Annotated in this window: 20 protein-coding genes; 8 read left to right on the top strand and 12 right to left on the bottom strand. The window is 62.9% G+C overall.

The genetic code is table 11. The features are described from left to right. Positions 1–10: 10 nt before the first annotated feature. The 7 genes from AB7M33_RS04130 to AB7M33_RS04100 form a co-directional block, all read right to left on the bottom strand. Positions 11–937 (bottom strand): ABC transporter permease subunit, encoded by a 927-nt coding sequence (locus AB7M33_RS04130; RefSeq protein WP_027595574.1) that lies wholly within the window; start codon positions 935–937, stop codon positions 11–13. A 10-nt stretch (positions 938–947) separates the two neighbouring features. Further along, positions 948–1,958: an ABC transporter permease subunit gene (locus tag AB7M33_RS04125; protein WP_016485006.1), complete on the bottom strand. Its 1,011-nt coding sequence runs from the start codon at positions 1,956–1,958 to the stop codon at positions 948–950. 91 nt (positions 1,959–2,049) lie between these two features. Further along, the gene (locus AB7M33_RS04120) at positions 2,050–3,645 is read right to left on the bottom strand and encodes an ABC transporter substrate-binding protein (RefSeq protein ID WP_033694295.1); all 1,596 of its coding nucleotides are present in this window, start codon (positions 3,643–3,645) and stop codon (positions 2,050–2,052) included. A gap of 84 nt (positions 3,646–3,729) precedes the next feature. Continuing rightward, on the bottom strand, positions 3,730–5,109 hold the full coding sequence (locus AB7M33_RS04115; RefSeq protein WP_454242455.1) for an OprD family porin: 1,380 nt from the start codon (positions 5,107–5,109) through the stop codon (positions 3,730–3,732). 188 nt (positions 5,110–5,297) lie between these two features. Then, positions 5,298–6,890, bottom strand: a complete 1,593-nt coding sequence (locus AB7M33_RS04110) for an ABC transporter substrate-binding protein (RefSeq protein ID WP_454242454.1) — start codon at positions 6,888–6,890, stop codon at positions 5,298–5,300. Positions 6,891–7,043: 153 nt separating this feature from the next. After that, on the bottom strand, positions 7,044–8,669 hold the full coding sequence (locus tag AB7M33_RS04105) for an ABC transporter substrate-binding protein (RefSeq protein ID WP_454242453.1): 1,626 nt from the start codon (positions 8,667–8,669) through the stop codon (positions 7,044–7,046). A gap of 398 nt (positions 8,670–9,067) precedes the next feature. Beyond that, a complete protein-coding gene (locus AB7M33_RS04100; protein WP_454242452.1) occupies positions 9,068–9,784 on the bottom strand; it encodes an SIMPL domain-containing protein in 717 nt (238 codons plus the stop codon). Positions 9,785–9,986: 202 nt separating this feature from the next. On the opposite strand from AB7M33_RS04100, the gene AB7M33_RS04095 reads away from it, so the two are divergent. The 4 genes from AB7M33_RS04095 (at position 9,987) to AB7M33_RS04080 (ending at position 14,364) form a co-directional block, all read left to right on the top strand. Next, positions 9,987–11,243, top strand: a complete 1,257-nt coding sequence (locus AB7M33_RS04095) for an ATP-binding protein (RefSeq protein WP_027595580.1) — start codon at positions 9,987–9,989, stop codon at positions 11,241–11,243. Beyond that, entirely contained in the window at positions 11,243–11,803 is a 561-nt protein-coding gene (locus AB7M33_RS04090) for a response regulator transcription factor (protein WP_027595581.1), read from the top strand. Before AB7M33_RS04095 ends, AB7M33_RS04090 begins: the two co-directional genes overlap by 1 nt. Positions 11,804–12,010: 207 nt before the next feature. Then, positions 12,011–12,952 (top strand): AEC family transporter, encoded by a 942-nt coding sequence (locus tag AB7M33_RS04085; protein WP_454242451.1) that lies wholly within the window; start codon positions 12,011–12,013, stop codon positions 12,950–12,952. A gap of 56 nt (positions 12,953–13,008) precedes the next feature. Further along, a complete protein-coding gene (locus AB7M33_RS04080; protein WP_027595583.1) occupies positions 13,009–14,364 on the top strand; it encodes an amino acid permease in 1,356 nt (451 codons plus the stop codon). 25 nt (positions 14,365–14,389) lie between these two features. Here the strand turns inward: AB7M33_RS04080 and AB7M33_RS04075 are convergent, their stop codons facing one another. From AB7M33_RS04075 to gatC, 5 genes are all read right to left on the bottom strand, one after another. Then, entirely contained in the window at positions 14,390–15,433 is a 1,044-nt protein-coding gene (locus AB7M33_RS04075; protein WP_027595584.1) for a calcium/sodium antiporter, read from the bottom strand. A 61-nt stretch (positions 15,434–15,494) separates the two neighbouring features. Next, positions 15,495–15,869, bottom strand: coding sequence for a septal ring lytic transglycosylase RlpA family protein (locus AB7M33_RS04070; protein WP_454242450.1), 375 nt, complete (start codon positions 15,867–15,869; stop codon positions 15,495–15,497). Positions 15,870–16,024: 155 nt separating this feature from the next. Then, on the bottom strand, positions 16,025–17,470 hold the full coding sequence (gene gatB / locus AB7M33_RS04065; protein WP_085272653.1) for an Asp-tRNA(Asn)/Glu-tRNA(Gln) amidotransferase subunit GatB: 1,446 nt from the start codon (positions 17,468–17,470) through the stop codon (positions 16,025–16,027). Between the two features lie 11 nt (positions 17,471–17,481). Beyond that, the gene (gatA, locus tag AB7M33_RS04060; protein WP_085272654.1) at positions 17,482–18,933 is read right to left on the bottom strand and encodes an Asp-tRNA(Asn)/Glu-tRNA(Gln) amidotransferase subunit GatA; all 1,452 of its coding nucleotides are present in this window, start codon (positions 18,931–18,933) and stop codon (positions 17,482–17,484) included. A gap of 15 nt (positions 18,934–18,948) precedes the next feature. Continuing rightward, positions 18,949–19,236: an Asp-tRNA(Asn)/Glu-tRNA(Gln) amidotransferase subunit GatC gene (gene gatC, locus AB7M33_RS04055; protein ID WP_027595588.1), complete on the bottom strand. Its 288-nt coding sequence runs from the start codon at positions 19,234–19,236 to the stop codon at positions 18,949–18,951. A 205-nt stretch (positions 19,237–19,441) separates the two neighbouring features. On the opposite strand from gatC, the gene mreB reads away from it, so the two are divergent. The 4 genes from mreB (at position 19,442) to AB7M33_RS04035 (ending at position 22,821) form a co-directional block, all read left to right on the top strand. Then, positions 19,442–20,479 (top strand): rod shape-determining protein MreB, encoded by a 1,038-nt coding sequence (mreB, locus tag AB7M33_RS04050; protein ID WP_003255163.1) that lies wholly within the window; start codon positions 19,442–19,444, stop codon positions 20,477–20,479. Between the two features lie 195 nt (positions 20,480–20,674). Continuing rightward, positions 20,675–21,688, top strand: a complete 1,014-nt coding sequence (gene mreC / locus AB7M33_RS04045; RefSeq protein WP_454244197.1) for a rod shape-determining protein MreC — start codon at positions 20,675–20,677, stop codon at positions 21,686–21,688. Beyond that, on the top strand, positions 21,688–22,176 hold the full coding sequence (mreD, locus tag AB7M33_RS04040; RefSeq protein ID WP_027595590.1) for a rod shape-determining protein MreD: 489 nt from the start codon (positions 21,688–21,690) through the stop codon (positions 22,174–22,176). Before mreC ends, mreD begins: the two co-directional genes overlap by 1 nt. A 33-nt stretch (positions 22,177–22,209) precedes the next feature. Beyond that, a complete protein-coding gene (locus AB7M33_RS04035; RefSeq protein WP_099428390.1) occupies positions 22,210–22,821 on the top strand; it encodes a Maf family protein in 612 nt (203 codons plus the stop codon). The last annotated feature ends 38 nt before the right edge of the window (positions 22,822–22,859 follow it).

The following is a 22,859-nucleotide window of genomic DNA, read 5'->3' as shown; positions in this document are numbered from 1 at the left end:
GGCGTTCTCCTCAGGCGGCGTTCTTGAGTTTCGGGTCCAGCGCATCGCGCAGTCCGTCGCCCATCAGGTTGATTGCCAGCACGCTGAGCAGAATGGTCACCCCCGGCAGGCTCACCACCCACCAGGCCCGCTCGATGTAGTCGCGGGCCGAGGCCAGCATGGTGCCCCACTCGGGGGTGGGCGGTTGCACGCCCAGGCCGAGGAAGCCCAGGGCCGCGGCGTCGAGGATCGCCGAGGAGAAACTCAAGGTGGCCTGCACGATCAGCGGCGCCATGCAGTTGGGCAGCACGGTGACGAACATCAGCCGCGGCAAGCTGGCACCGGCCAGGCGGGCGGCGGTGACGTAGTCGCGGTTGAGTTCGCCCATTACTGCGGCGCGGGTCAGGCGCACATAGGCAGGCAGCGAGACGATGGCGATGGCGATCACGGTGTTGATCAGGCCAGGGCCGAGGATGGCGACGATGGCCACGGCCAGCAGCAGCGAGGGCAGGGCCAGCATCACGTCCATCAGGCGCATGATCGAGGGGCCGAGGAAGTGCGGAAAGAAGCCGGCCAGCAGGCCCAGCAGAATCCCCGGGATCAGCGACATCACCACCGACGACAGGCCGATCAGCAATGAAAGCCGGGCGCCCTGGATCAAGCGCGACAGCAGGTCGCGGCCCAGTTCGTCGGTGCCGAGGATGAACTGCCAGGTACCGCCTTCGAGCCACACCGGCGGGGTCAGCAGGAAGTCGCGGTACTGCTCGCTCGGGTCATGCGGTGCGACCCAAGGGGCGAACAGGGCGCAGAACACCACCAGGCACATGAAGGCCAGGCCCATCACCGCGCCTTTGTTGCGCGAGAAGGCGTGCCAGAATTCCTTGTACGGCGAGGGGTAGAGCAGGCTTTGGTCCACCGGGCTGGCCGGTGCGACGGATTTTGCAATCGGGCTAGTCATGGCGAAGGCCTCAGCGCTGATGACGGATGCGTGGGTTGGCCAGGCCGTAGAGGATATCCACGACGAAGTTGACCAGAATCACCAGGCAGGCGATCAACAGGATGCCGTTCTGGACCACGGGGTAGTCACGGGCACCGATGGCTTCGATCAGCCATTTGCCGATGCCCGGCCAGGAAAAGATGGTTTCGGTGAGCACTGCGCCGGCCAGCAGTGTGCCGACTTGCAGGCCGAACACCGTGAGCACCGGGATCAGCGCGTTACGCAGGCCGTGCACGAACACCACGCGGGCAGGCGACAGGCCCTTGGCGCGGGCGGTGCGAATGTAGTCTTCGCGCAGTACTTCGAGCATTGACGAGCGGGTCATACGGGCAATCACCGCCAGCGGAATGGTGCCCAGCACGATGGCCGGCAGGATCAGGTGCATCACCGCATCCTTGAACGCGCCTTCTTCGTCGCTGAGCAGGGTGTCGATCAGCATGAAACCGGTTTTCGGCTCGATGTCGTAGAGCAGGTCGATGCGCCCGGACACCGGCGTCCAGCCCAGGCTGACCGAGAAGAACATGATCAGGATCAGGCCCCACCAGAAAATCGGCATGGAGTAGCCAGCGAGCGAGATGCCCATCACCCCATGATCGAACAGCGAGCCCCGCTTCAGTGCCGCGATCACCCCGGCCAGCAGGCCGACGATGCCGGCGAACAGCAGGGCGGCGAAGGCCAGCTCCAAGGTGGCGGGGAACAGGGTGAGGAATTCGGTCCACACGCTCTCGCGGGTACGCAGCGATTCGCCCAGGTCACCCTGGGCGAGCTTGCCCACATAGTCCAGGTACTGGACCGGCAGTGGCTTGTTCAGGCCCAGGCGCTCCATGGCCTGGGCGTGCATTTCGGGGTCGACCCTGCGCTCGCCCATCATCACTTCCACCGGGTCGCCGGGGATCAGGCGTATGAGCGCGAAGGTGAGCAAGGTGATACCGAAGAAGGTCGGGATCAGCAGGCCCAGGCGCCGGGCAATAAAACTCAACATTGTCGGGGTTACCTCTTCAGGCCAGGCGGCAGTCAGCACGCCACGGCAGTGCCGCCGGTCCCCATGTGGGCTGCCGGCGGTCGTTGTTTTTCTACTTCACCCGGGTGGTGGCGAAGTTGTTGTTGGTCAGAGGGTTGATCACGTAACCCTCCACGTTGTCACGCATGGCGGTAAACACCTTCGGGTGGGCCATGCTGATCCAGGGCTGGTCGTCATCGTACACCTTCAATGCCTCGCTATAGAGCCTTGCACGCGCGTCGTTATCGATCACCTCGCGGGCTTGGGTGATCAACGCCTGGAATTTCGAGTTGCACCAGCGCGCGTAGTTCTCGCCATTTTTCGCCGCCTCGCAGCTGAGCAGCGGGGTGAGGAAATTGTCTGGGTCGCCGTTGTCGCTGGCCCAGCCGGTGGACACCAGGTCGGCTTCGCCTTTTTTGGCCCGGCGCAGCATCTCGGCCCACTCCATGACGCGGATGTCGAGCTTGATGCCGACCTTGGCCAGGTCTGATTGCAACATCTCGGCCGACAGCCGCGGGTTGGGGTTGGTCGGGCCGCCGCCGTTGCGGGTGAACAGGGTGATGACCGTACCCTCCGGCACACCGGCCTCCTTGAGCAGCGCACGTGCCTTGTCCAGGTCGCGGGGTGGGTTTTTGTTGTCGCGGTTGAAGCCGATCATTGACGGCGGGTAGGGGTTGATAGCGACCAGGGCGTTGCCTTTGCCGAATAGCTGATCGACGTGGGACTGGCGGTCGAAGGCCATGTCGATGGCTTTGCGCACCCGCACATCACTGAGGTATTTGTGCTCGGTGTTCATGGCGATGTAGCCGGTAACCAGTGCTTCGGTGTTGGCGATCTTGAGCTTAGGGTCTGCCTTGATCGACGGCACGTCCTCGGGCTTGGGGTACAGCGCTACCTGGCATTCGTTGGCGCGCAGCTTCTGCAGGCGGACGTTGCTGTCGCTGGCGATGGCAAAGATCAGGGCATCGGCCGGTGGCTTGCCACGGAAGTAGTCTGGGTTGGCCTTGTAGCGGACCTGTGCGTCCTTGCTGTAGCGCTGGAAGATGAACGGGCCGGTGCCGATCGGCTTGCTGTTGAGGTCACCTGTCTTACCGGCCTTCAGCAACTGGTCGCCGTATTCGGCGGAGTAGATCGAGGTGAACCCCATGGCCATGTCACGCAGAAACGGTGCTTCCGGGCGGGTGAGGGTGATCACCACGGTGTGATCGTCAGTCTTGTCTACCGACTTGAGCAATTTGCCAAAGGCCATGCTTTCGAAATACGGGTAGCCGACGCTGGTCTTGTCGTGCCAGGGGTGTTGTGGGTCCAGTTGGCGGCGCAGGCTCCACAGCACGTCGTCGGCATTGAAGTCGCGGGTGGGCGTGAAGTAGTCGGTGGTGTGGAACTTCACCCCCTGGCGCAGGTGGAAGGTGTACGTCAGGCCATCAGCGGAGATGTCCCAGCGTTCCGCCAGTGCCGGCTGGATGTCGGTCGTCCCGGGGGTGAAATCGACCAGGCGGTTGAACAGGGTTTCGGACGAGGCATCGAACGTCACGGCCGTGGTGTACTGGACGACATCGAAGCCCTCGGGGCTGGCTTCGGTACACACCACCAGCGGCTTGGCCGCAAGCGGCGCGGCGCTGCCCAGGATGAGCGCTGCCAGGGCAGCGCGGAGCGGTAGCGATTTCATGAATACTCCCTGCAAGCTTTGATTCCAGCGTAGCCGCCACGGCCTGTTTTTTTCAGTGGGCGAAGCAGGCCGTGGCGTCATGGGTCAGAGGATGTTGAACGGAATGGTGGTCACCACGCGGAACTCGTCCAGGCTGCCATCGGCCTGGGCCTTGCTGGCGCGGTGTGCGGTATAGGTGGCGCGGATGCTGGTGTCTTTCAGCGGGCCGCTCTGCACCGCGTAGCTGGTGCCGATGCCCCACTCGTAGTGGGTCTCGCCGTCCATCCCCTTCACGTCATAGGCGGTGCCGCGGTAGTGCGTGCCGTCGATGCCCCAGCCGCGGGCGTTGTACAGGTTGAACTTCAGGCCCGGCACGCCGTAGGGCGCCATGTTCAGCACATAGGAAATCTGCAGGGATTTCTCGTTGGGGCCGTTGAAGTCCGAGAGCAGCGAGTTGGCCAGGTAGATGCCGTTGGTTTCGTGCAGGTAGTCGAAGTACTCGTTGCCGTTGACCTGCTGCCAGGCTGCCGAAAGGGTGTGGGCCTGGTGGGTCAGGCCAAGCGACAGGCTGTAGGTGTCGTTGTCGATCTCACCCATCTTCTTGCTGCCTTCGTCCACGGTCTTGTAGTAGTTCAGACCGGTGCTCAGGCTGAGTACGGCGCTGTCACCCAGCACGTGGTTGGCGCCGAAGTAGTACTGGTTCCAGAAGTCGTCGACCTTGGTGGCGTACAGGCTGGTGGTCAGGCTCTTGAACGGCTGGTAGTTGACCCCGGTGGTGCTGGCGCGGTCGGTCTCGACGCCAGCGGCGCCGTACTCGCTGCGGAACTTGCTGAGGCTTTGCTCGGTGCGCGGCGAGACGCGGTCGAAGGTGCCCAGGTCGAACGAGAGGTTGTCGAATTCGGCACTGTGCAGAAAGGCACCCTGGAAGCTCGATGGCAGGGCGCGGTTGCCGATGTAGGCGATCATCGGCGTGTCCACTGACTGGCGGCCGACGGTGAGTGTGGTGTTGGACACACGGGCTTTGATGTTGCCCAGGCCCAGTTTGCTCCACTGGCCAATGGGGTCGCCGTCGCTGTGGGTCAGCGTCCGGTTGTTGGGGCCGGCGATGGCCTCGCGGTCCTGTAGCAGGGCAACGGCGTTGTAGCCGGCCGCTTCAACGGCAAAGCCCACGGTACCTTGGGTAAAGCCCGAGCTGTAGTTGAGGATGGTGCCTTGCAGCCAGTTCTCGCGGCTGTGGGTGTCGTGGCGGGTGCCGTCGCTTTTGTAGTACTTCCACAACGGCCCGCGGGCGGCGCGCTCGCGGGCATACCAGTTGCGGGTAGAGCCAGACAGGCTCTGGCCGTCGACGAAGCCGGTCGCCTGGTCTTGCTCACTGCCTGTCTTGAGGGTGAGCGGGACGTAGTCCTGGCGCTGAGGGTCGGCTCCGACCACGGAGCAAAAGCTGCCGATGGTTAAGGCCAGTGCGGTTGAGGTGAATATTCTCAAGGTGAAAGCTCCCTTTCCTTTTTCTAGTTATTACCGGCCTTGTGAGCCGGGTTTTTTGCTGCGGTGTTGCCAGGTTTGCCTGGGGTTGCCGGGCTAATCAGGGGGAGAGGTGTTGCCTGCACTGACCTCTTCGTGGGGAACCTGTGGGAGCGGGTTTACCCGCGAAGAGGCCGGTGCAGGTTGAAAAATCAATCAACACTCACACCGGAAAAATCATTGCGGCCAAAGGGGCTGACCTTGAAGTCGGAAACCTTGACACTGATCGGCTGGTTCACCGTGGAATGCGCCACCGGGGTAATCGGCACCTGTTGCTTGAGCCGCTGCTGGGCCTGGCGGTAGAGGGCGGTGCGCTGGTCGCGGTCGGTCACCTGCTTGGCCTGCTTGACCAGGCTGTCGTACTGCGGGTCGCACCACAGGGAGTAGTTGTTGCTGCCGATGGCGTCGCAGTTGTAGAGGGTGCCGAGCCAGTTGTCGGGGTCGCCGTTGTCGCCGGTCCAGCCAATCAGGGCGATGTCGTGCTCGCCGCTTTTCATGCGCTTGAGGTACTCGCCCCATTCGTAGCTGACGATGCGCACCTTGAAGCCCAGCTTGTTCCAGTCGGCCTGGAGCATCTCGGCCATCAGCTTGGCGTTGGGGTTGTACGGGCGCTGTACCGGCATGGCCCATAGGGTGACTTCGGTGCCGTCCTTGACCCCGGCCTGCTTGAGCAGTTGCTTGGCTTTTTCCGGGTCGAAGGGGGCGTCCTTGAGGCTGTCGTCGTAAGACCATTGGGTGGGCGGCATGGCGTTCACCGCCCGTTGCCCGGAGTCCTGATACACCGCCTGCAGGATCGCCTGCTTGTTGACCGCCATGTCCATGGCCTGGCGCACTTCCAGGCGGTCGAAGGGCGGGTGCTGGGTGTTGTAGGCGATGTAGCCGAGGTTGAAGCCGGGCCGTTGCAGCACCTCGAGTGTCTTGTCGGCCTTGAGCGCCGGCAGGTCGGCCGGCCGAGGGTGCAAGGTGACCTGGCATTCGTTGCGGCGCAGCTTCTGGATGCGCACAGAAGGGTCGGTGTTGATCGAGAACACCAGGTTGTCGATCTTCACTTCGTCCGGTGCCCAATAGTCCTTGTTGCCCTTGAAGCGGATCTGCGCGTCCTTCTGGTAGCGCTGGAACACGAACGGCCCGGTGCCGATGGGTTGCTGGTTGATGTCGCTGGGGCGCCCGCGGGTCATCAACTGCTCGGCGTATTCGGCAGACAGGATGGACGCGAAGCTCATGGCAAGGTTCTGGATGAACGCGGCGTCGACCTTGTTCAGGGTGAACACCACGGTCAGCGGGCCGGCCTTCTCGATGCGGGCGATGTTCTTGTCCAGGCCCATGCTGACGAAGTAGGGGAACTCGGTGGGGTAGGCCAGCCGGAACGGGTGGCCCTTGTCGAGCATGCGGTTGAAGGTGAACAGCACGTCGTCGGCATTGAAGTCGCGGCCTGGGGTGAACGCCTTGTTGGCGTGGAACTTCACGCCCTCGCGCAGGTGGAAGGTGTAGCGCAGGCCATCCTCGGAGATGTCCCATTTGGTCGCCAGGGCCGGGTGCACGGCAGTGCCGCCGCGTTCGAATTCGACCAGGCGGTTGTAGATCGGCTCGGCGGCGTCGTTGTCGGTGGCGCTGGTGTACTGGGCGGTGTCGAAACCAGCCGGGCTGCCTTCAGAGCAGAACACCAGGTTTTTCGCGAGCAGGGCCGGGGATTGGCTCATCAGGCCCAGCGCGAGCAGGGTCGAAAGGGCGGTGGCATGGCGCATGGCAAGTCCTTGTTCGTCTGTTTCGCCGCCTCGGGGTACGAATGGCGGCAACAGGTTGCCTATCCCGCTGCGGGTAGCAGCAGGCAGGCGTGAGGGAGGTTGGCTGTGGTGGGGCAGGCACCCGCCGCGCGGCGGGTGCCGGGGGCTACCCTATTATTCGTCCACGCTGACGCCGTAGAAGGCATTCAGCGAGAACGGGCTGATCTTGAAGTCCTTCACCTTGACACTCATGGGCTGGTACACGGTGGAGTGGGCGATCGGGGTGATCGGCACCTGCTGCTTGAGGATGTGCTGCGCCTGTTGGTACAGCTCAGTGCGTTTGGCGGGGTCCGAGGTGGCTTTGGCCTGTTTGATCAGGTCGTCGTAGGGTTTGTAGCACCACTTGGAGAAGTTGTTGCCGTCGATCGCATCGCAGCCGTACAGGGTACCTAGCCAGTTGTCCGGGTCGCCGTTGTCGCCGCTCCAGCCGATCAGCATGGCGCCCTGTTCGCCGCCTTTGGAGCGCTTGATGTATTCGCCCCATTCATAGCTGACGATCTTCGCCTTGATGCCGATCTTGGCCCAGTCCGATTGCAGCATTTCGGCCATCAGCTTGGCATTGGGGTTGTACGGGCGTTGCACGGGCATGGCCCACAGGGTGATCTCGGTGCCCTCCGGGATGCCGGCTTGCTTGAGCAGCTGCTTGGCCTTTTCCGGGTCGTAGGGGGCGTCCTTGATGCTGTCGTCATAGGACCACTGGGTGGGTGGCATGCCGTTTACCGCCAGTTGGCCGGCACCCTGGTAAACCGATTCGATGATCTTTTTCTTGTCCACCGCCATGTCCAGTGCCTGACGCACTTCGAGCTTGGCCATGGGGTTGGGCACGCTGCTGCCTTTGATTTTGTCCATCACGTTGTAGGCGATGTAGCCGACGTTGAAGCCGGCCTGTTGCGGCATCTGCAGGTTCTTGTCGGCCTTGAGCGGCTGGATGTCGGCAGGACGCGGGAACAGCGTGACCTGGCACTCGCCTTTCTTGAGCTTCTGCATGCGCACCGAGGCATCGGTGGTGATGGCGAAGATCAGGTTGTCGAGCTTCACGTCCTCGGGTTTCCAGTAGTCCTTGTTGCCCTTGAAGCGGATTTGCGCGTCTTTCTGGTACTTGCTGAACACAAATGGGCCGGTGCCGATCGGTTTCTGGTTGAGGTCGGCAGCCTTGCCGCCTTTCAGCAACTGGTCGGCATACTCGGCCGACTGGATGGACGCGAAGCTCATCGCCAGGTTCTGGATGAACGCGGCGTCCACCTCGTTGAGGGTGAAGCGCACGGTGTGCTCGTCGACCTTCTCGAGCTTGGCGATGTTCTTGTCCATGCCCATGTCGGTGAAGTACGGGAATTCGGTGGGGTAGGCCTTACGGAACGGGTGGTTCTTGTCGAGCATGCGGTTGAACGTGAACAGCACGTCATCGGCATTGAATGTGCGGGTAGGCTTGAAGTAGTCGGTGGTGTGGAACTTGACCCCTTCGCGCAGGTGGAAGGTGTAGGTCTTGCCGTCGTCGGACACTTCCCATTTAGTCGCCAGGCCCGGGATCACAGCGGTACCGCCGCGTTCGAACTGGGTCAGGCGGTTGAACACGGTCTCGGCCGAGGCGTCGAAGTCGGTTCCCGTCGTGTATTGCCCTGGGTCGAAGCCAGCCGGGCTGCCTTCGGAGCAGAACACCAGGTTGGACGCTGCGTGGGCGAGCGGGGCGCCGGCCAGCAAACCTGCGCCTAGCAGGAACGGAATGACTGCGTGTTTGAGCATGGTGGCCTCATTGTTGTCATTTTTGATTGAGGTGGCCTCGTGAGCCGACCTGAGGATACTTATGCAGGGGCTGTTCCCAATGCAACACTCAGAAGGATAGTTGGCGCCAGAAAGGTGGTACGAGCGTACATGGATGTCGCATCAGTATAACTTTCGACGAAGTTGAACGTTTGCGCGGGCAAAATGATGGCAATTGCAGGATGTTTCGAGGGGGAGGGATATGTAAGCTGCACCTTAAAAGTGCGTAGGAAATGTCTTAAATTGCAGAATTGGGGCTGCGTTGCAGCCCATCGCGACGCAAGGCCGCTCCTACAGGTGCAGCACAAGCCTTAGGCTCTGCGCTGCCCCTGTGGGAGTCGGCTTGCCGGCGATTGGGCCGCAAGGCGGCCCCATTCAGATCAGGGCATCTGAACTTCGATCAAACCATCGGCATTCATGCTCACTTCGCTGGTACCCGCTTCGATATCCGGCGCCGGCGCCGCTTCGTCAGCGCCCATGGCTTTCATGGCCATCGGTGCGCTGCGCAGGTACGGGCGTGGGTAGCCGCTGCTGTTGAGGTTCAGGTTGACCACTTTGTAGCCCTTGCCACCCAGCGCCTCGGTGGCCAGCTGTGCGCGTGCCTTAAAGGCATTGACCGCGTCTTTGAGCAAATCATCTTCGCTGGCCTTGCGCGTGGCCGGGGCGATGGAGAAGTCCATGCCGCCCATTTTCAGGTCTTGCAGCAGGTCGGCGGTCAATTGCGACAGGGCTGGGAAGTTGGCACTTTCCAGGCGCAGCTCGGCGCGTTCACGCCAGCCGGTGATTTTCTGCCCTTTGCTGTCATAGACCGGGTAGCTGTTGCGGCTGCCCTGGCTGATCTTCACATCCTTGACCTGGCGAGACTGCTGCACAGCCTTGTTCATGGTCTCGGTGATCTCTTTGGCAAGTTTGCCCGGGTCGGTGTTCTGCGCTTCGCTGTAGAGGGTCACGACCATCAGGTCGCGTGGCACTTCCTTGCTGACTTCGGCACGCAGCGACACCTGGTTGAAGCGCGGCTCATCGGCCGCCAGCGCAGACAGGCTGGCGAGCAGGCCGCAAGACAGGATCAAGGCAGTGCCGCGACGAGGGATTTGCATGTAAGACTCCTTGGCAATAAAAGGGCGTGGGTGCTGGCTCTCCATTCCACGCATGGCCCATCAGACCGGGAACAGTGTAGTGGGTTCAAAAGTGCCATCATGAACCTGTGACAAAGTGTGGCGCTTTGCCGCATCGCTGCAGCGAGGCGCCCGGCTTCGGTATACTCCAGCCGATTTTCTGGAGCACTCATCAGGAGAGCTCATGCTCGCCGACGTACAACCGTTGTCCGCTACACGTCAGAACCTCTGGCGCCTGACTGTTATTCGCGTGCTGGTCCTGGCTGCCCAGGCAGGCTCCGTGGGCGTCGCCTACTGGACCGACCTGCTGCCCTTGCCGTGGTTTTCGCTGGCGGCGACGCTGGCCCTGTCGTCCATCCTGTGCGCCTTCACTGCGTTGCGCCTGCGCCTGTCGCTGCCGGTCACCGAAATGGAATATGCACTGCAGCTTGCCTGTGACCTGCTGATCCACAGTGCCTTGCTGTATTACTCCGGCGGTTCGACCAACCCGTTCGTTTCGTATTACCTGGTGCCGCTGGCCATTGCTGCGGTGACCTTGCCCTGGCTCTATTCGCTGATTCTTTCGGGCATTGCCCTGACGGCCTACAGCCTGCTGCTGGTGCAGTTCTACCCGCTGGAAGGGTTGCCGCTGGCGCGGGACAAGATGCAGGTCTACGGTATGTGGCTGAGCATTGCCCTGGCGGCAGCGGTCATCACCTTCTTTGCCGCGCGCATGGCCGAAGAACTCCGCCGCCAGGAACAACTGCGTTCCGAGCGCCGTGAGGAGAGCCTGCGCGATGAGCAGTTGCTGGCCGTGGCCACCCAGGCCGCTGGCGCTGCCCACGAACTGGGCACCCCGCTGGCGACGATGAGCGTGCTGCTCAACGAAATGCGCCAGGACCACCCCGACCCGCTGTTGCAGGAAGACCTGCAGATCCTTCAGGACCAGGTCAAACTGTGCAAGGAGACCTTGCAGCAACTGGTGCGTGCCGCCGAGGCCAACCGCCGCCTGGCGATGGTCGAGCAGGACGTTACCGCCTGGCTCGACGAAGCGCTCAACCGTTGGCACCTGATGCGGCCCGAGGCCAGCTACCGCTTCCAGCGCCTCAGGGATGGCCAGGTACCGCGCCTGACCCCACCACCGGACCTGACCCAGGCGCTGCTGAACCTGCTGAACAATGCAGCCGACGCGTGCCCGGACGATCTCGAGGTGCGCCTTGACTGGGACGCCCAGGACATTGTCATCAGTATCCGTGACCATGGCCCCGGTGTGCCCCCAGCGATCGCCGAGGCGATTGGCAAACCCTTTATTACCACCAAGGGCAAAGGCTTCGGCCTGGGCCTGTTCTTGAGCAAGGCCAGCGTGACGCGTGCGGGCGGTTCGGTGAAACTCTATAGTCATGAGCAGGGTGGCACCCTGACCGAATTGCGCCTGCCCCATGGCAAGCGAGGAGATGAATGATGAGTGACGAAACCCAGCTTGAAAGCGAAGAGCTGCCGCACCTGCTGCTGGTGGATGACGATGCCACCTTCACCCGGGTCATGGCGCGCGCCATGAGCCGTCGCGGGTTCCGCGTGAGCACTGCAGGCTCCGCCGAAGAAGGGCTGATCCTGGCCCAGCAGGACCTGCCAGACTACGCCACGCTGGACCTGAAGATGGAAGGCGACTCGGGGCTTGTGCTGCTGCCCAAGCTGCTGGAGCTGGACCCGGAAATGCGCGTGGTGATCCTGACGGGTTATTCCAGCATCGCCACCGCGGTGGAGGCGGTCAAGCGCGGCGCCTGCAACTACCTGTGCAAGCCGGCCGATGCCGACGATGTACTGGCTGCGTTGCTTTCCGAGCATGCCGACCTGGATGCCCTGGTGCCGGAAAACCCGATGTCGGTCGACCGCCTGCAGTGGGAGCACATCCAGCGTGTGCTGAACGAGCACGAGGGCAATATCTCGGCCACGGCGCGGGCGCTGGGCATGCACCGGCGGACCTTGCAGCGCAAACTGCAGAAGCGGCCGGTTCGGCGCTGAATCGGCGTTGACCCTTCGCGGGGCAAGCCCGCTCCCACAGGGACACCACTGAGCCCGAGAAGGGTGGGCACCTGTGGGAGCGGGCTTGCCCCGCGAAGGGGTCGCCACTGACAGAAATTGCCCTGTATCGCATCCCGATCCCCGCAACTCGCAGCCGTTGACGTATCATTAGCCCCCTAACGGCAACCCCTGCAGGATCGCTTGCGCATGCTCGCCCTTCTTATCCAGACGCTGAACATCACGGCACCGGTCTTCGCCATGCTGTTCATGGGCGTGCTGCTCAAACGCATCCACCTGATCGACGACAACTTCAACCGCGTCGCCTCACAGCTGGTGTTCAACGTCTGCATGCCGGCGCTGCTGTTCCTCGGCATCTACCACGCCGACCTGGCAACGGCGGTCAAACCGGGCGTGCTGCTGTATTTCGTCGCGGCCACCCTGGTTGGCTTTGGCGTGGCCTGGGGGCTGGCCATCTGGCGTTGCCCGCCAGCGGACCGCGGCATCTACACCCAAGGCGCGTTTCGCGGCAACAACGGCGTAATCGGCCTGGCCCTGGCCGCCAGCCTGTATGGCGACTACGGCATCTCGCTGGGCGCGGTGCTGGCAGGCCTGGTGATCCTCCTGTACAACTCGCTGTCGGCGGTGGTGCTGGCGGTGTACAGCCCGGACCTCAAGTCCGACCCGTGGAGCATCTGCAAGAACATCTTCAGCAACCCATTGATCATCAGTGTGCTGGTGGCAACGCCCATGGCCTATGGCCAGGTGCCGTTGCCCAACTGGTTGCTCACTTCAGGCGACTACCTGGCGCGGATGACCTTGCCGCTGGCATTGATGTGCATCGGTGGCACCCTGTCGCTGGCGGCGCTGCGTGACAGTGGCAGGCTGGCCATTGATGCCAGCCTGGTGAAGATGGTCTGGTTACCGCTGATCGGCACACTGGGTGCGTGGCTGTGCGGGTTCCGCGGTGCCGAGCTGGGCATCCTGTTCCTGTACATCGGCAGCCCGACGGCGGCAGCCAGCTATGTGATGGCGCGGGCGGCCAACGGCAACCATGAGTTGGCGGCTTCGATCATCGTGATCACTACGCTAATGGCGGCGATCACCACCAATATCGGTATTTTCATCTTGCAGTGGGGCGGATGGATCTAGATCCTTGACTGCAAATAACAGCAATAACACTGCCTCACTGAGCTAAAGGACACTTCATGCAAGACCAGAGCACGCCCGAGCGCTTGCAGCGCGGGCTGAAGAATCGCCATATCCAGCTGATCGCGCTGGGTGGGGCCATCGGCACCGGGCTGTTCCTGGGGATCGCCCAGACCATTCAACTGGCCGGCCCTTCCGTATTGCTGGGCTACGCCATCGCCGGCCTGATGGCTTTCTTCATCATGCGCCAGTTGGGCGAAATGGTGGTCGAAGAGCCGGTAGCCGGCAGCTTCAGCCACTTCGCCCACCAGTACTGGAGCGAGTTCGCAGGCTTCGTCTCGGGCTGGAACTACTGGGTGGTGTACGTGCTGGTGGGCATGGCCGAACTGACCGCCGTGGGCATCTATGTGCAGTACTGGTGGCCAGATTTCCCCACCTGGGCGACGGCGGCGATCTTCTTCGTGGCGATCAACCTCATCAACCTGACCCAAGTGAAGGTCTACGGCGAGATGGAGTTCTGGTTCGCCTTGGTCAAGGTAGTGGCCATCGTCAGCATGATTGGCTTTGGTGCCTGGCTGCTGAGCAGCGGCCACGGCGGCCCGGACGCCAGCGTGGCCAACCTGTGGCAATACGGCGGGTTCTTCCCGAATGGCGTTACTGGCCTGATCATGGCCTTGGCTGTGATCATGTTCTCTTTCGGTGGGCTGGAGCTGGTGGGTATCACCGCCGCCGAGGCAGATAACCCGCGCCAGAGCATCCCCAAGGCCACCAACCAGGTGGTCTACCGCATCCTGATTTTCTACATCGGCGCCCTGGCGGTGCTGTTGTCGCTGTACCCGTGGCAGAAGGTGGTGCAGGGGGGTAGCCCGTTCGTGATGATTTTCCATGAACTGGACAGCGACCTGGTGGCGACCATCCTCAATGTCGTGGTGCTGACGGCGGCGCTGTCGGTCTACAACAGCTGCGTCTACGCCAACAGCCGCATGCTGTTCGGCCTGGCCAGCCAGGGGGATGCGCCACGCCAGTTGCTCAAAGTCAGCCGCAGCGGTGTACCGCTGACAGCGCTGGGTGTTTCGGCGTTTGCCACGGGCATGTGCGTACTGATCAACTACCTGATGCCCGGTGAAGCCTTTGGCTTGCTGATGGCCCTGGCGGTGTCGGCGCTGGTGATCAACTGGGCGAGCATCAGCATCACCCACCTCAAATTCCGCAAAGCCAAGCTGGCGTCGGGTATTACTCCGTTCTACCAGAGCTGGGGGCACCCGGTTACCAATTACCTGTGCCTGGCGTTCATCGTGCTGATTCTGGTCGTGATGTACCTGACGCCGCCGATTCGCATCTCGGTGATGCTGATTCCCGGTTGGATTGCGGTGCTTTGGGTCGCGTTCCGGTTGAAGAAGGCCCGGCAGGGCTGAGGGCTTTCGGCGCCCTCCGCTGGCCTCAGTGCTGCCGCCGCCACGCACGTACGGTGGTGTACAGCAGCACCAAGGCCAGCACTGGCAAGACATAGAACAGCATGAGCCGCTCCAGGCGGCCGGCCAATGGCATGCCGGTGGTAAAGGCCACCACATGCAGCCCATAGGCCAGGTACAGGCAGAGAAACACCAGGCCTTCAGCGCGAGTGATCCGGTAGCCCGAATAGAATACCGGCAGGCTCAAGACGGCGACGCCCAGCATCACGGGCAGGTCGAAGGCCAGCGCGTTGGGTGAGATCGACAGCGGTTCAGGGGTGATCAGCGCGGTCAGGCCCAGCACTCCCAGCAGGTTGAACAGGTTGCTGCCGATCACCGTGCCAACGGCGATTTCCCGTTCGCCGCGAAGGGCGGCAATCATCGCGGCGGCCAGCTCTGGCAATGACGTGCAGACCGCGACCACGGTGAGGCCGATGATGCGTTCGGAAAGGCCCAGGTCAGTCGCCACCTCAACGGCGGCTTCCAGTAGCAAGTGGCCGGCCAGGCTCAGCAGGCCAAGGCCAAGCGCAATCTGCAGCAGCGTGCTTGACCAAAAGCGTGCACCACTGACCTTGATGTTGCTGGGCGCGGGGTAGGTGCGAGCGTAATGGCGTGATTGATGCCAGAGCATGACCAAGTAGCCCACCAGCGCCAGCAACAGCAGCAGGCCCTCCCCGCGGCCTAGGTAGCCATTGGCGGCCAGCGCATACACCAGCGCGCTGGCGACGATCATCAAGGGGATGTCCAGACGAACCAGTTGGCGTGAAACACGCAGCGGGATGATCAGCGCGGCCAGGCCAAGAATCACCAGTACGTTGAAGATGTTGCTGCCAATCACGCTGCCGACGGCGACATCCGGTGCGCCCTGGAAGGCGGCCTGTAGGCTTACCGTGAGCTGCGGTGCGGTGCTGCCGAAGGCCACCAGGCTCAGCCCGATGATCAGTGGGCGCACGTGCAGGCGCAGGGCCAGGCGCAGGGCCATGCGTACCAGCAGCTCGGCACCGCAGGCCAGCAGCAACAAGGCGACGCCCAGTTGCAGGAGGCTGAAGGTGGGAAGGGTGGCCAGGTCGAAAATGGTCAGGGCTCCAGTAGGGTCAGTTGCTCAGACCTTGTACCCGCACGCGCGCCGTTCCGCTACGGAGCATGCCGATTTTTTCTGCTGCAGCGCGTGACAGGTCGATCAGCCGGCCGCGTGTATGCGGGCCGCGGTCATTGATGCGCACCACCACGCTGCGTTGGTTGGCGAGGTTGGTGACCAGCACGCGGCTGCCGAACGGCAGGCTGCGGTGAGCGGCGGTAAGGCCGTGCTGGTTGAACGGTTCGCCACTGGCCGTGCGTTTGCCGTGGTGGCGCGAACCGTAATAGGAGGCGGTGCCGGTCTTGTCGTAGCCGCGGGGGTCGATATCGTGGCTGGCACAGCCGGCCAGCAGGGAGAACAAGGCGAGGGTGCCGAGGGATCGTTTTAGCAAGTCTGATGCTCCGGTGCTGCCATTGGGGCCGCTGTGCGGCCTTCGCGGGGCAAGCCCGCTCCCACAGGTATTTCAGTGGCTTCGAAACTGTGGAATACCTGTGGGAGCGGGCTTGCCCCGCGAACGAGGGCGTAGCCCTCGCCGCATTTTTCAGCTCACCCTTCGAGCTTGGCTTTGAGCAATTGGTTCACTTGCCCCGGGTTGGCCTTGCCCTTCGACGCCTTCATCGCCTGGCCGACGAAGAAGCCGAACATCTTGCCGCGCTTGGCCTCGTCGGCGGCGCGGTACTGTTCGACCTGTTCGGCATTGGCAGCCAGCATTTCGTCGAGCATCTTGTCGATCGCACCGGTGTCGGTGACCTGCTTCAGGCCCCGGCTCTCGATGATGCTGTCTGCATCGCCTTCACCGGCGGCCATGGCCTCGAACACGGTTTTGGCGATCTTGCCGCTGATGGTGTTGTCGCTGATACGCAGCAGCATGCCACCCAACTGCTCGGCGCTGACCGGCGCCTGGTCAATCTCGACGCCCAGCTTGTTCAGCAGGCTGCCCAGCTCGACCATGACCCAGTTGGCTGCCAGCTTGGCGTCGCCACCAATCTTCACCACTTGCTCGAAGTAGTCTGCCTGTTCGCGGCTCGATGCCAGCACGTTCGCGTCGTAGGCCGACAGGCCGTACTGGCTCTGGAAGCGCTCGACCTTCTGCGGCGGCAGCTCTGGCAGGCCGGCGCGGATGGTGTCGAGGAAGCTGTCCTCGATGACCACCGGCAGCAGGTCTGGGTCGGGGAAGTAACGGTAGTCGTTGGCTTCCTCCTTGCTGCGCATGGAGCGGGTCTCGTCCTTGTTCGGGTCGTACAGGCGGGTTTCCTGGATGACCTTGCCACCGTCTTCGATCAGGTCGATCTGGCGCTGGATCTCGCTGTTGATCGCACGTTCGATGAAGCGGAACGAGTTGACGTTCTTGATCTCGCAGCGGGTACCGAACTCGGCCTGGCCTTTTGGCCGGATCGACACGTTGCAGTCGCAGCGCAGCGAGCCTTCGGCCATGTTGCCGTCGCAGATGCCCAGGTAGCGCACCAGGGCGTGGATCGCCTTGACGTAGGCCACGGCTTCTTTGGCGCTACGCATGTCCGGCTCGGAAACGATTTCCAGCAGCGGCGTGCCGGCGCGGTTCAGGTCGATGCCGGTGGAGCCGCTGAAGTCTTCGTGCAGGCTCTTGCCGGCGTCTTCCTCCAGGTGCGCACGGGTCACGCCGATGCGCTTGATGGTGCCGTCTTCCAGGGCGATGTCCAGGTGGCCCTTGCCGACGATCGGCAGGTCCATCTGGCTGATCTGGTAGCCCTTGGGCAGGTCGGGGTAGAAGTAGTTCTTGCGCGCGAACACGTTGCGCTTGCCGATCTCGGCATCGATCGCCAGGCCGAACATGCACGCCATGCGCACGGCTTCCTGGTTCAGCACCGGCAGTACACCGGGCATGCCCAAGTCAACCAGGCTGGCCTGGGTGTTCGGCTCGGAGCCGAAGGTGGTGGCGCTGCCGGAGAAGATCTTCGACTGGGTGGCGAGCTGAGTATGAATTTCCAGCCCGATCACAACTTCCCATTGCATGTGTGAACTCCTCAGAAGCCGTTGGGGGCGCGGGTGTGCCAGTCGGTCACTTGCTGGTAGCGGTGCGCGACGTTGAGCAGGCGGCCTTCCTGGAAGTAGGGCGCCAGCAGTTGCACGCCGACCGGCAGGCCATCGACGAAGCCAGCCGGCATCGACAGGCCCGGCAGGCCCGCCAGGTTGGCGGTGATGGTGTAGACGTCTTCCAGGTAGGCGGCGACGGGGTCGCTGCTCTTGGCGCCGAGCTTCCAGGCCGGGTTCGGCGTGGTCGGGCCGAGGATCAGGTCAACACCTTCGAACGCGGCCATGAAGTCGTTCTTGATCAGGCGACGAATCTGCTGGGCTTTGACGTAGTAGGCGTCGTAGTAGCCGGCCGACAGGGCGTAGGTGCCCACCATGATGCGGCGCTGCACTTCGGCACCGAAGCCTTCGCCACGGGAACGCTTGTACAGGTCGGTCAGGTCTTTTGGCGCTTCGCAGCGGTAGCCGAAGCGCACGCCGTCGAAACGCGACAGGTTGGAGGATGCCTCAGCAGGCGCGATCACGTAGTACGCCGGGATGGCGTGCTGCATGTTTGGCAGGCTGATTTCCTTGACCACGGCGCCGAGCTTTTCCAGCTCCTTGACGCTGGCTTGCACCAGGTCAGCGATGCGCGGGTCCAGGCCTGCGCCGAAGTATTCCTTCGGCAGGCCGATGCGCAGGCCTTGCAGCGAAGCATTAAGGTTGGCGCTGTAGTCCGGCACCGGCTCTTCGATGCTGGTGGAATCCTTGGTATCGAAACCGGCCATGCCTTGCAGCAGCAGCGCGCAGTCTTCGGCCGTGCGGGCCAGCGGGCCGCCTTGGTCGAGGCTGGAGGCGTAAGCGATCATGCCCCAGCGCGAAACACGACCGTACGTCGGTTTCAGGCCAGTCAGGTTAGTCAGCGCTGCCGGCTGTCGGATCGAGCCGCCAGTGTCGGTGCCGGTGGTGGCCGGCAGCAGGCGCGCGGCGACTGCCGCAGCCGAGCCGCCCGACGAACCGCCCGGGACGTGCTCCAGGTTCCACGGGTTTTTCACCGGGCCGTAGTGGCTGGATTCGTTGGCCGAACCCATGGCGAATTCGTCCATGTTGGTCTTGCCCAGGGTGACCATGCCGGCTTCAGCCAGCTTGGCGACCACGGTGGCGTCGTACGGCGCCTTGAAGTTGTCGAGCATCTTCGAGCCGCAGCTGGTGCGTACGCCGTTGGTGCAGAACAGGTCCTTGTGGGCAATGGGCGCACCCAGCAGGGCGCCAGCCTCGCCAGCGGCGCGACGGGCGTCAGCGGCACGGGCCTGGCCCAGGGCCAGTTCCTCGGTGACGCTGATGAAGCTGTTGATTTGCGGGTCGAGCTGTTTGATGCGCGCCAGCAGGGCGCCCGTCAGCTCTTCGGAAGAAAACGACTTGTCGGCGAGTCCGCGGGCGATCTCGGCCAGGGTCAATTGGTGCATGGCAGGCTCTATCCCTTACTCGATGACTTTGGGAACCAGGTACAGACCGCTTTCGGTCGACGGTGCGATGGCCTGGTAGGCCTCGCGCTGGTTGCTTTCGGTGACCTGGTCGGGACGCAGTCGCTGGCTGGCCTCCAGGGGGTGGGCGAGGGGCTCGATGCCAGTGGTGTCGACCGCTTGCATCTGGTCGACCAGCCCGAGAATGCTGTTCAGTGCATCGGTAATGCGTGGCAGTTCGCCATCATTCAGCCCCAGACGGGCCAGATGGGCGATCTTTTCCACGTCGCAGCGTTCAAGCGCCATGGGGATCTCCAGGGGAAACAAAGAACGGAATTAGGGTCCGTGATGAGGAACATGTCGGCATTCTGGCGGTCATACGGCCGCGATCATCTGCTGGCGTGCTCGGAAAAACGACCAATTTAACATATTGGCTCCTTGCCCAAAATCCCTGCCATTGTTAGAGTTTGCCGCACTTTTTTACCCACGCTTTCCCCAGGGTCACTTTCCCATGTTCAAGAAACTGCGTGGCATGTTTTCCAGCGATCTTTCCATCGACCTGGGTACTGCCAACACCCTTATTTACGTGCGTGAGCGCGGTATCGTCCTGAATGAGCCCTCGGTTGTTGCCATCCGTACCCATGGCAATCAGAAAAGCGTCGTCGCCGTCGGTACCGAAGCCAAACGCATGCTGGGCCGTACGCCCGGCAACATTGCTGCCATTCGTCCGATGAAGGACGGCGTCATTGCCGACTTCAGCGTTTGTGAAAAAATGTTGCAGTATTTCATCAACAAGGTTCACGAGAACAGCTTCCTGCAGCCCAGCCCTCGCGTGCTGATCTGCGTGCCGTGCAAGTCGACCCAGGTAGAGCGCCGCGCGATTCGCGAGTCGGCCCTGGGTGCCGGTGCCCGTGAAGTGTTCCTGATCGAAGAGCCAATGGCCGCCGCCATCGGTGCCGGCCTTCCAGTCGAAGAAGCCCGTGGTTCGATGGTCGTCGATATCGGTGGTGGTACCACTGAAATCGCCCTGATCTCGTTGAACGGCGTGGTTTACGCCGAATCCGTCCGCGTCGGCGGCGACCGCTTCGACGAAGCCATCGTGACCTACGTGCGCCGCAACTACGGCAGCCTGATCGGCGAGTCCACCGCCGAGCGCATCAAGCAGGAAATCGGCACCGCCTACCCAGGTGGCGAAGTGCGCGAAGTCGATGTCCGCGGCCGTAACCTGGCCGAAGGCGTACCGCGTGCCTTCACCCTGAATTCCAACGAAGTGCTGGAAGCCCTGCAAGAATCCCTGGCGACCATCGTCCAGGCGGTCAAAAGCGCCCTGGAGCAATCGCCGCCGGAGCTGGCCTCCGACATCGCCGAGCGTGGCCTGGTGCTGACCGGTGGTGGCGCACTGCTGCGCGACCTCGACAAACTGCTGGCCCAGGAAACTGGCCTGCCGGTGATCGTCGCCGAGGACCCGCTGACCTGTGTCGCCCGTGGCGGCGGTCGCGCCCTGGAGATGATGGACAAGCACGCGATGGACCTGCTCTCCAGCGAGTGATGCTGCTCGCTGTTCCTGAGCGCCCGGTTTACAGGTAGCACGCACAGTGCTACCTGTATGCGCTGGGCTGGCGTCCGTCCGGGCGTCGTTTCCGTCAACCCGCAACCAGGCTGGTGCGTTGTCCCATGTCCAATGACCTCCTGAGTCGTCCACGAGGAACGGCCCATTAAACCGCTTTTCTCCAAGGGCCCTTCGCTGGGCGTTCGTCTGCTCGTATTGGTGGTGCTGTCGGTCGCGCTGATGGTGGTCGATGCGCGCTTTGCCGTGCTCAAACCCGTGCGCAGCCAGATGGGCCTGGTATTGATGGAGTCGTACTGGATCACCGATTTGCCGCAGCGTTTGTGGCAAGGCGTGGCAGGCCAGTTCGGCAGCCGTACCGAACTCATCGCGGAAAACGAAAAACTCAAGACCGAGGCCCTGCTGTTGCAGGGGCGCCTGCAGAAGCTGGCGGCCCTGACCGAGCAGAACGTGCGCTTGCGTGAACTGCTCAACTCATCCGCCCTGGTCAACGAAAAGGTTGAAGTGGCCGAGTTGATCGGCGTCGACCCCAACCCGTTCACGCACCGCATCCTGATCAACAAGGGCGAGCGCGATGGCGTGTTCCTCGGCCAGCCGGTGCTCGATGCCCGCGGCCTGATGGGCCAAGTGGTCGAGTTGATGCCCTACACCTCGCGGGTACTGTTGCTGACCGATACCACCCACAGCATTCCGGTGCAGGTCAACCGCAACGGCCTGCGCGCCATCGCCAGTGGCACCGGCAACCCGGAGCGCCTGGAGCTACGCCATGTGGCCGATACCGCCGACATCAAGGAAGGCGACCTGCTGGTCAGTTCCGGCATGGGCCAGCGCTTCCCGGCCGGTTACCCGGTGGCCACGGTCAACGAAGTGATTCACGACTCCGGCCAGCCGTTCGCCATCGTTCGCGCCATCCCTACCGCCGCACTCAACCGCAGCCGCTACATGCTGCTGGTGTTCAGCGACCGACGCAGCCCGGAGCAACGCGCCACTGACGCTGCGATCGCGCAGGAAGAGGCCGATCGCAAAGGCACGTCGGTCGGCGTCCAGCCTGGCGCCAATGGCGAGCAGGGCGCACCTGTTACTCCGGCGGCGACGCCTGCAGCACCTGCAGCCGCTACCCCGCAGCCCACCGCGGCCCCTGCAGCGCCCGCCACGCCTGCGGCAGCGCCCGCCCAACCTCGGAGGCAATGATGGCTGCATCACGCCGTAATAATGGCTGGGTCATCTGGTTGACGTTCGCCATCGGCCTGCTGCTCAGCGTTTCGCCGATGCCGCAGTTCATGGAAGTGTTCCGGCCTATGTGGCTGGCGCTGCTGGTGTCGTTCTGGACACTCGCGGTACCGAGCAAGGTCGGCATGACCACGGCCTTTGTGCTAGGGCTGGCCGAGGATGTGCTGTATGGCACCTTGCTGGGGCAGAACGCGCTGATCCTGACCTTGATCACCTTCCTGGTGCTGTCATTGCAACAGCGCCTGCGCATGTTCCCGATGTGGCAGCAGAGCCTGGTGATTCTGGTGATTTTCGGTATTGCCCAGTTGATCCAGCTGTGGCTCAGTGCCTTGACCGGTAACCGCCTGCCGACCTTGGCGCTGGTGTGGTCAGCGGTCATCAGTGCCTTGCTCTGGCCATGGATCAGCTTTGCCCTGCGCGACCTGCGCCGACGCTTGCGTATAAATTGACGGCGTTGCCGCGACTGACAGGGAGATGTCTACATGAACCCGCTTTACCTGGCCTCTGGCTCGCCACGTCGTCGTGAATTGCTGACCCAGATCGGCGTACCGTTCACCACGGTCAGCGCCCCCATCGATGAAACCCCGCTCGCCGACGAAGGCGCCGCAGCCTATGTCGAGCGCCTTGCCCGGGCCAAGGCTGAGGCTGGCCTGGCCTGCCTCCAGGGCCCTGCTGTCGTCCTGGGCGCAGATACGGCGGTGGTCCTCGAAGGCCGTATTCTCGGTAAACCCGAAAACCGTGAACATGCCCTGGCCATGCTGGCCGACCTGTCTGGCCGCGAGCATCAGGTGCTGACGGCTGTCGCCCTGAGCGATGGCCAGCGCAGGCAAAGCCTGTGCGTCACCAGCAACGTCCGTTTTCGTACCATCAGCGCTGATGAAGCCGCCCGTTATTGGGCCAGCGGCGAGCCTGCCGACAAAGCCGGTGGCTATGCCATCCAGGGGCTGGCGGCGGTATTCGTCACCGCCCTGACGGGCAGCTACTCCGCCGTGGTCGGCTTGCCGTTGAGCGAGACTGCCGATTTGCTGGCCCAGTTCGGCATTGCCTGCTGGCAAGTGCCCGCGCTTTCTTCAGAGGTAACAAACCCGCGGTAGCCAGTACCGCGTACGCGATCCATCATTATCCAAGACCT

This window comes from Pseudomonas sp. Y3 TE3536, from assembly GCF_053629175.1.
This window is presented reverse-complemented; position numbering and strand designations above follow the sequence as displayed.

Bases quoted from the DNA above. Each gene is read 5' to 3' on its own strand.
- AB7M33_RS04080 (WP_027595583.1), top strand. From the start codon at position 13,009: ATGCAAGACCAGAGCACGCCCGAGCGCTTGCAGCGCGGGCTGAAGAAT.
- AB7M33_RS04105 (WP_454242453.1), bottom strand. From the start codon at position 8,669: ATGCTCAAACACGCAGTCATTCCGTTCCTGCTAGGCGCAGGTTTGCTG.
- AB7M33_RS04085 (WP_454242451.1), top strand. From the start codon at position 12,011: ATGCTCGCCCTTCTTATCCAGACGCTGAACATCACGGCACCGGTCTTC.
- AB7M33_RS04100 (WP_454242452.1), bottom strand. From the start codon at position 9,784: ATGCAAATCCCTCGTCGCGGCACTGCCTTGATCCTGTCTTGCGGCCTG.
- AB7M33_RS04110 (WP_454242454.1), bottom strand. From the start codon at position 6,890: ATGCGCCATGCCACCGCCCTTTCGACCCTGCTCGCGCTGGGCCTGATG.
- gatC (WP_027595588.1), bottom strand. From the start codon at position 19,236: ATGGCGCTTGAACGCTGCGACGTGGAAAAGATCGCCCATCTGGCCCGT.
- mreB (WP_003255163.1), top strand. From the start codon at position 19,442: ATGTTCAAGAAACTGCGTGGCATGTTTTCCAGCGATCTTTCCATCGAC.
- AB7M33_RS04090 (WP_027595581.1), top strand. From the start codon at position 11,243: ATGAGTGACGAAACCCAGCTTGAAAGCGAAGAGCTGCCGCACCTGCTG.
- AB7M33_RS04095 (WP_027595580.1), top strand. From the start codon at position 9,987: ATGCTCGCCGACGTACAACCGTTGTCCGCTACACGTCAGAACCTCTGG.
- AB7M33_RS04120 (WP_033694295.1), bottom strand. From the start codon at position 3,645: ATGAAATCGCTACCGCTCCGCGCTGCCCTGGCAGCGCTCATCCTGGGC.
- AB7M33_RS04035 (WP_099428390.1), top strand. From the start codon at position 22,210: ATGAACCCGCTTTACCTGGCCTCTGGCTCGCCACGTCGTCGTGAATTG.
- AB7M33_RS04130 (WP_027595574.1), bottom strand. From the start codon at position 937: ATGACTAGCCCGATTGCAAAATCCGTCGCACCGGCCAGCCCGGTGGAC.
- mreD (WP_027595590.1), top strand. From the start codon at position 21,688: ATGGCTGCATCACGCCGTAATAATGGCTGGGTCATCTGGTTGACGTTC.
- gatB (WP_085272653.1), bottom strand. From the start codon at position 17,470: ATGCAATGGGAAGTTGTGATCGGGCTGGAAATTCATACTCAGCTCGCC.
- gatA (WP_085272654.1), bottom strand. From the start codon at position 18,933: ATGCACCAATTGACCCTGGCCGAGATCGCCCGCGGACTCGCCGACAAG.
- AB7M33_RS04125 (WP_016485006.1), bottom strand. From the start codon at position 1,958: ATGTTGAGTTTTATTGCCCGGCGCCTGGGCCTGCTGATCCCGACCTTC.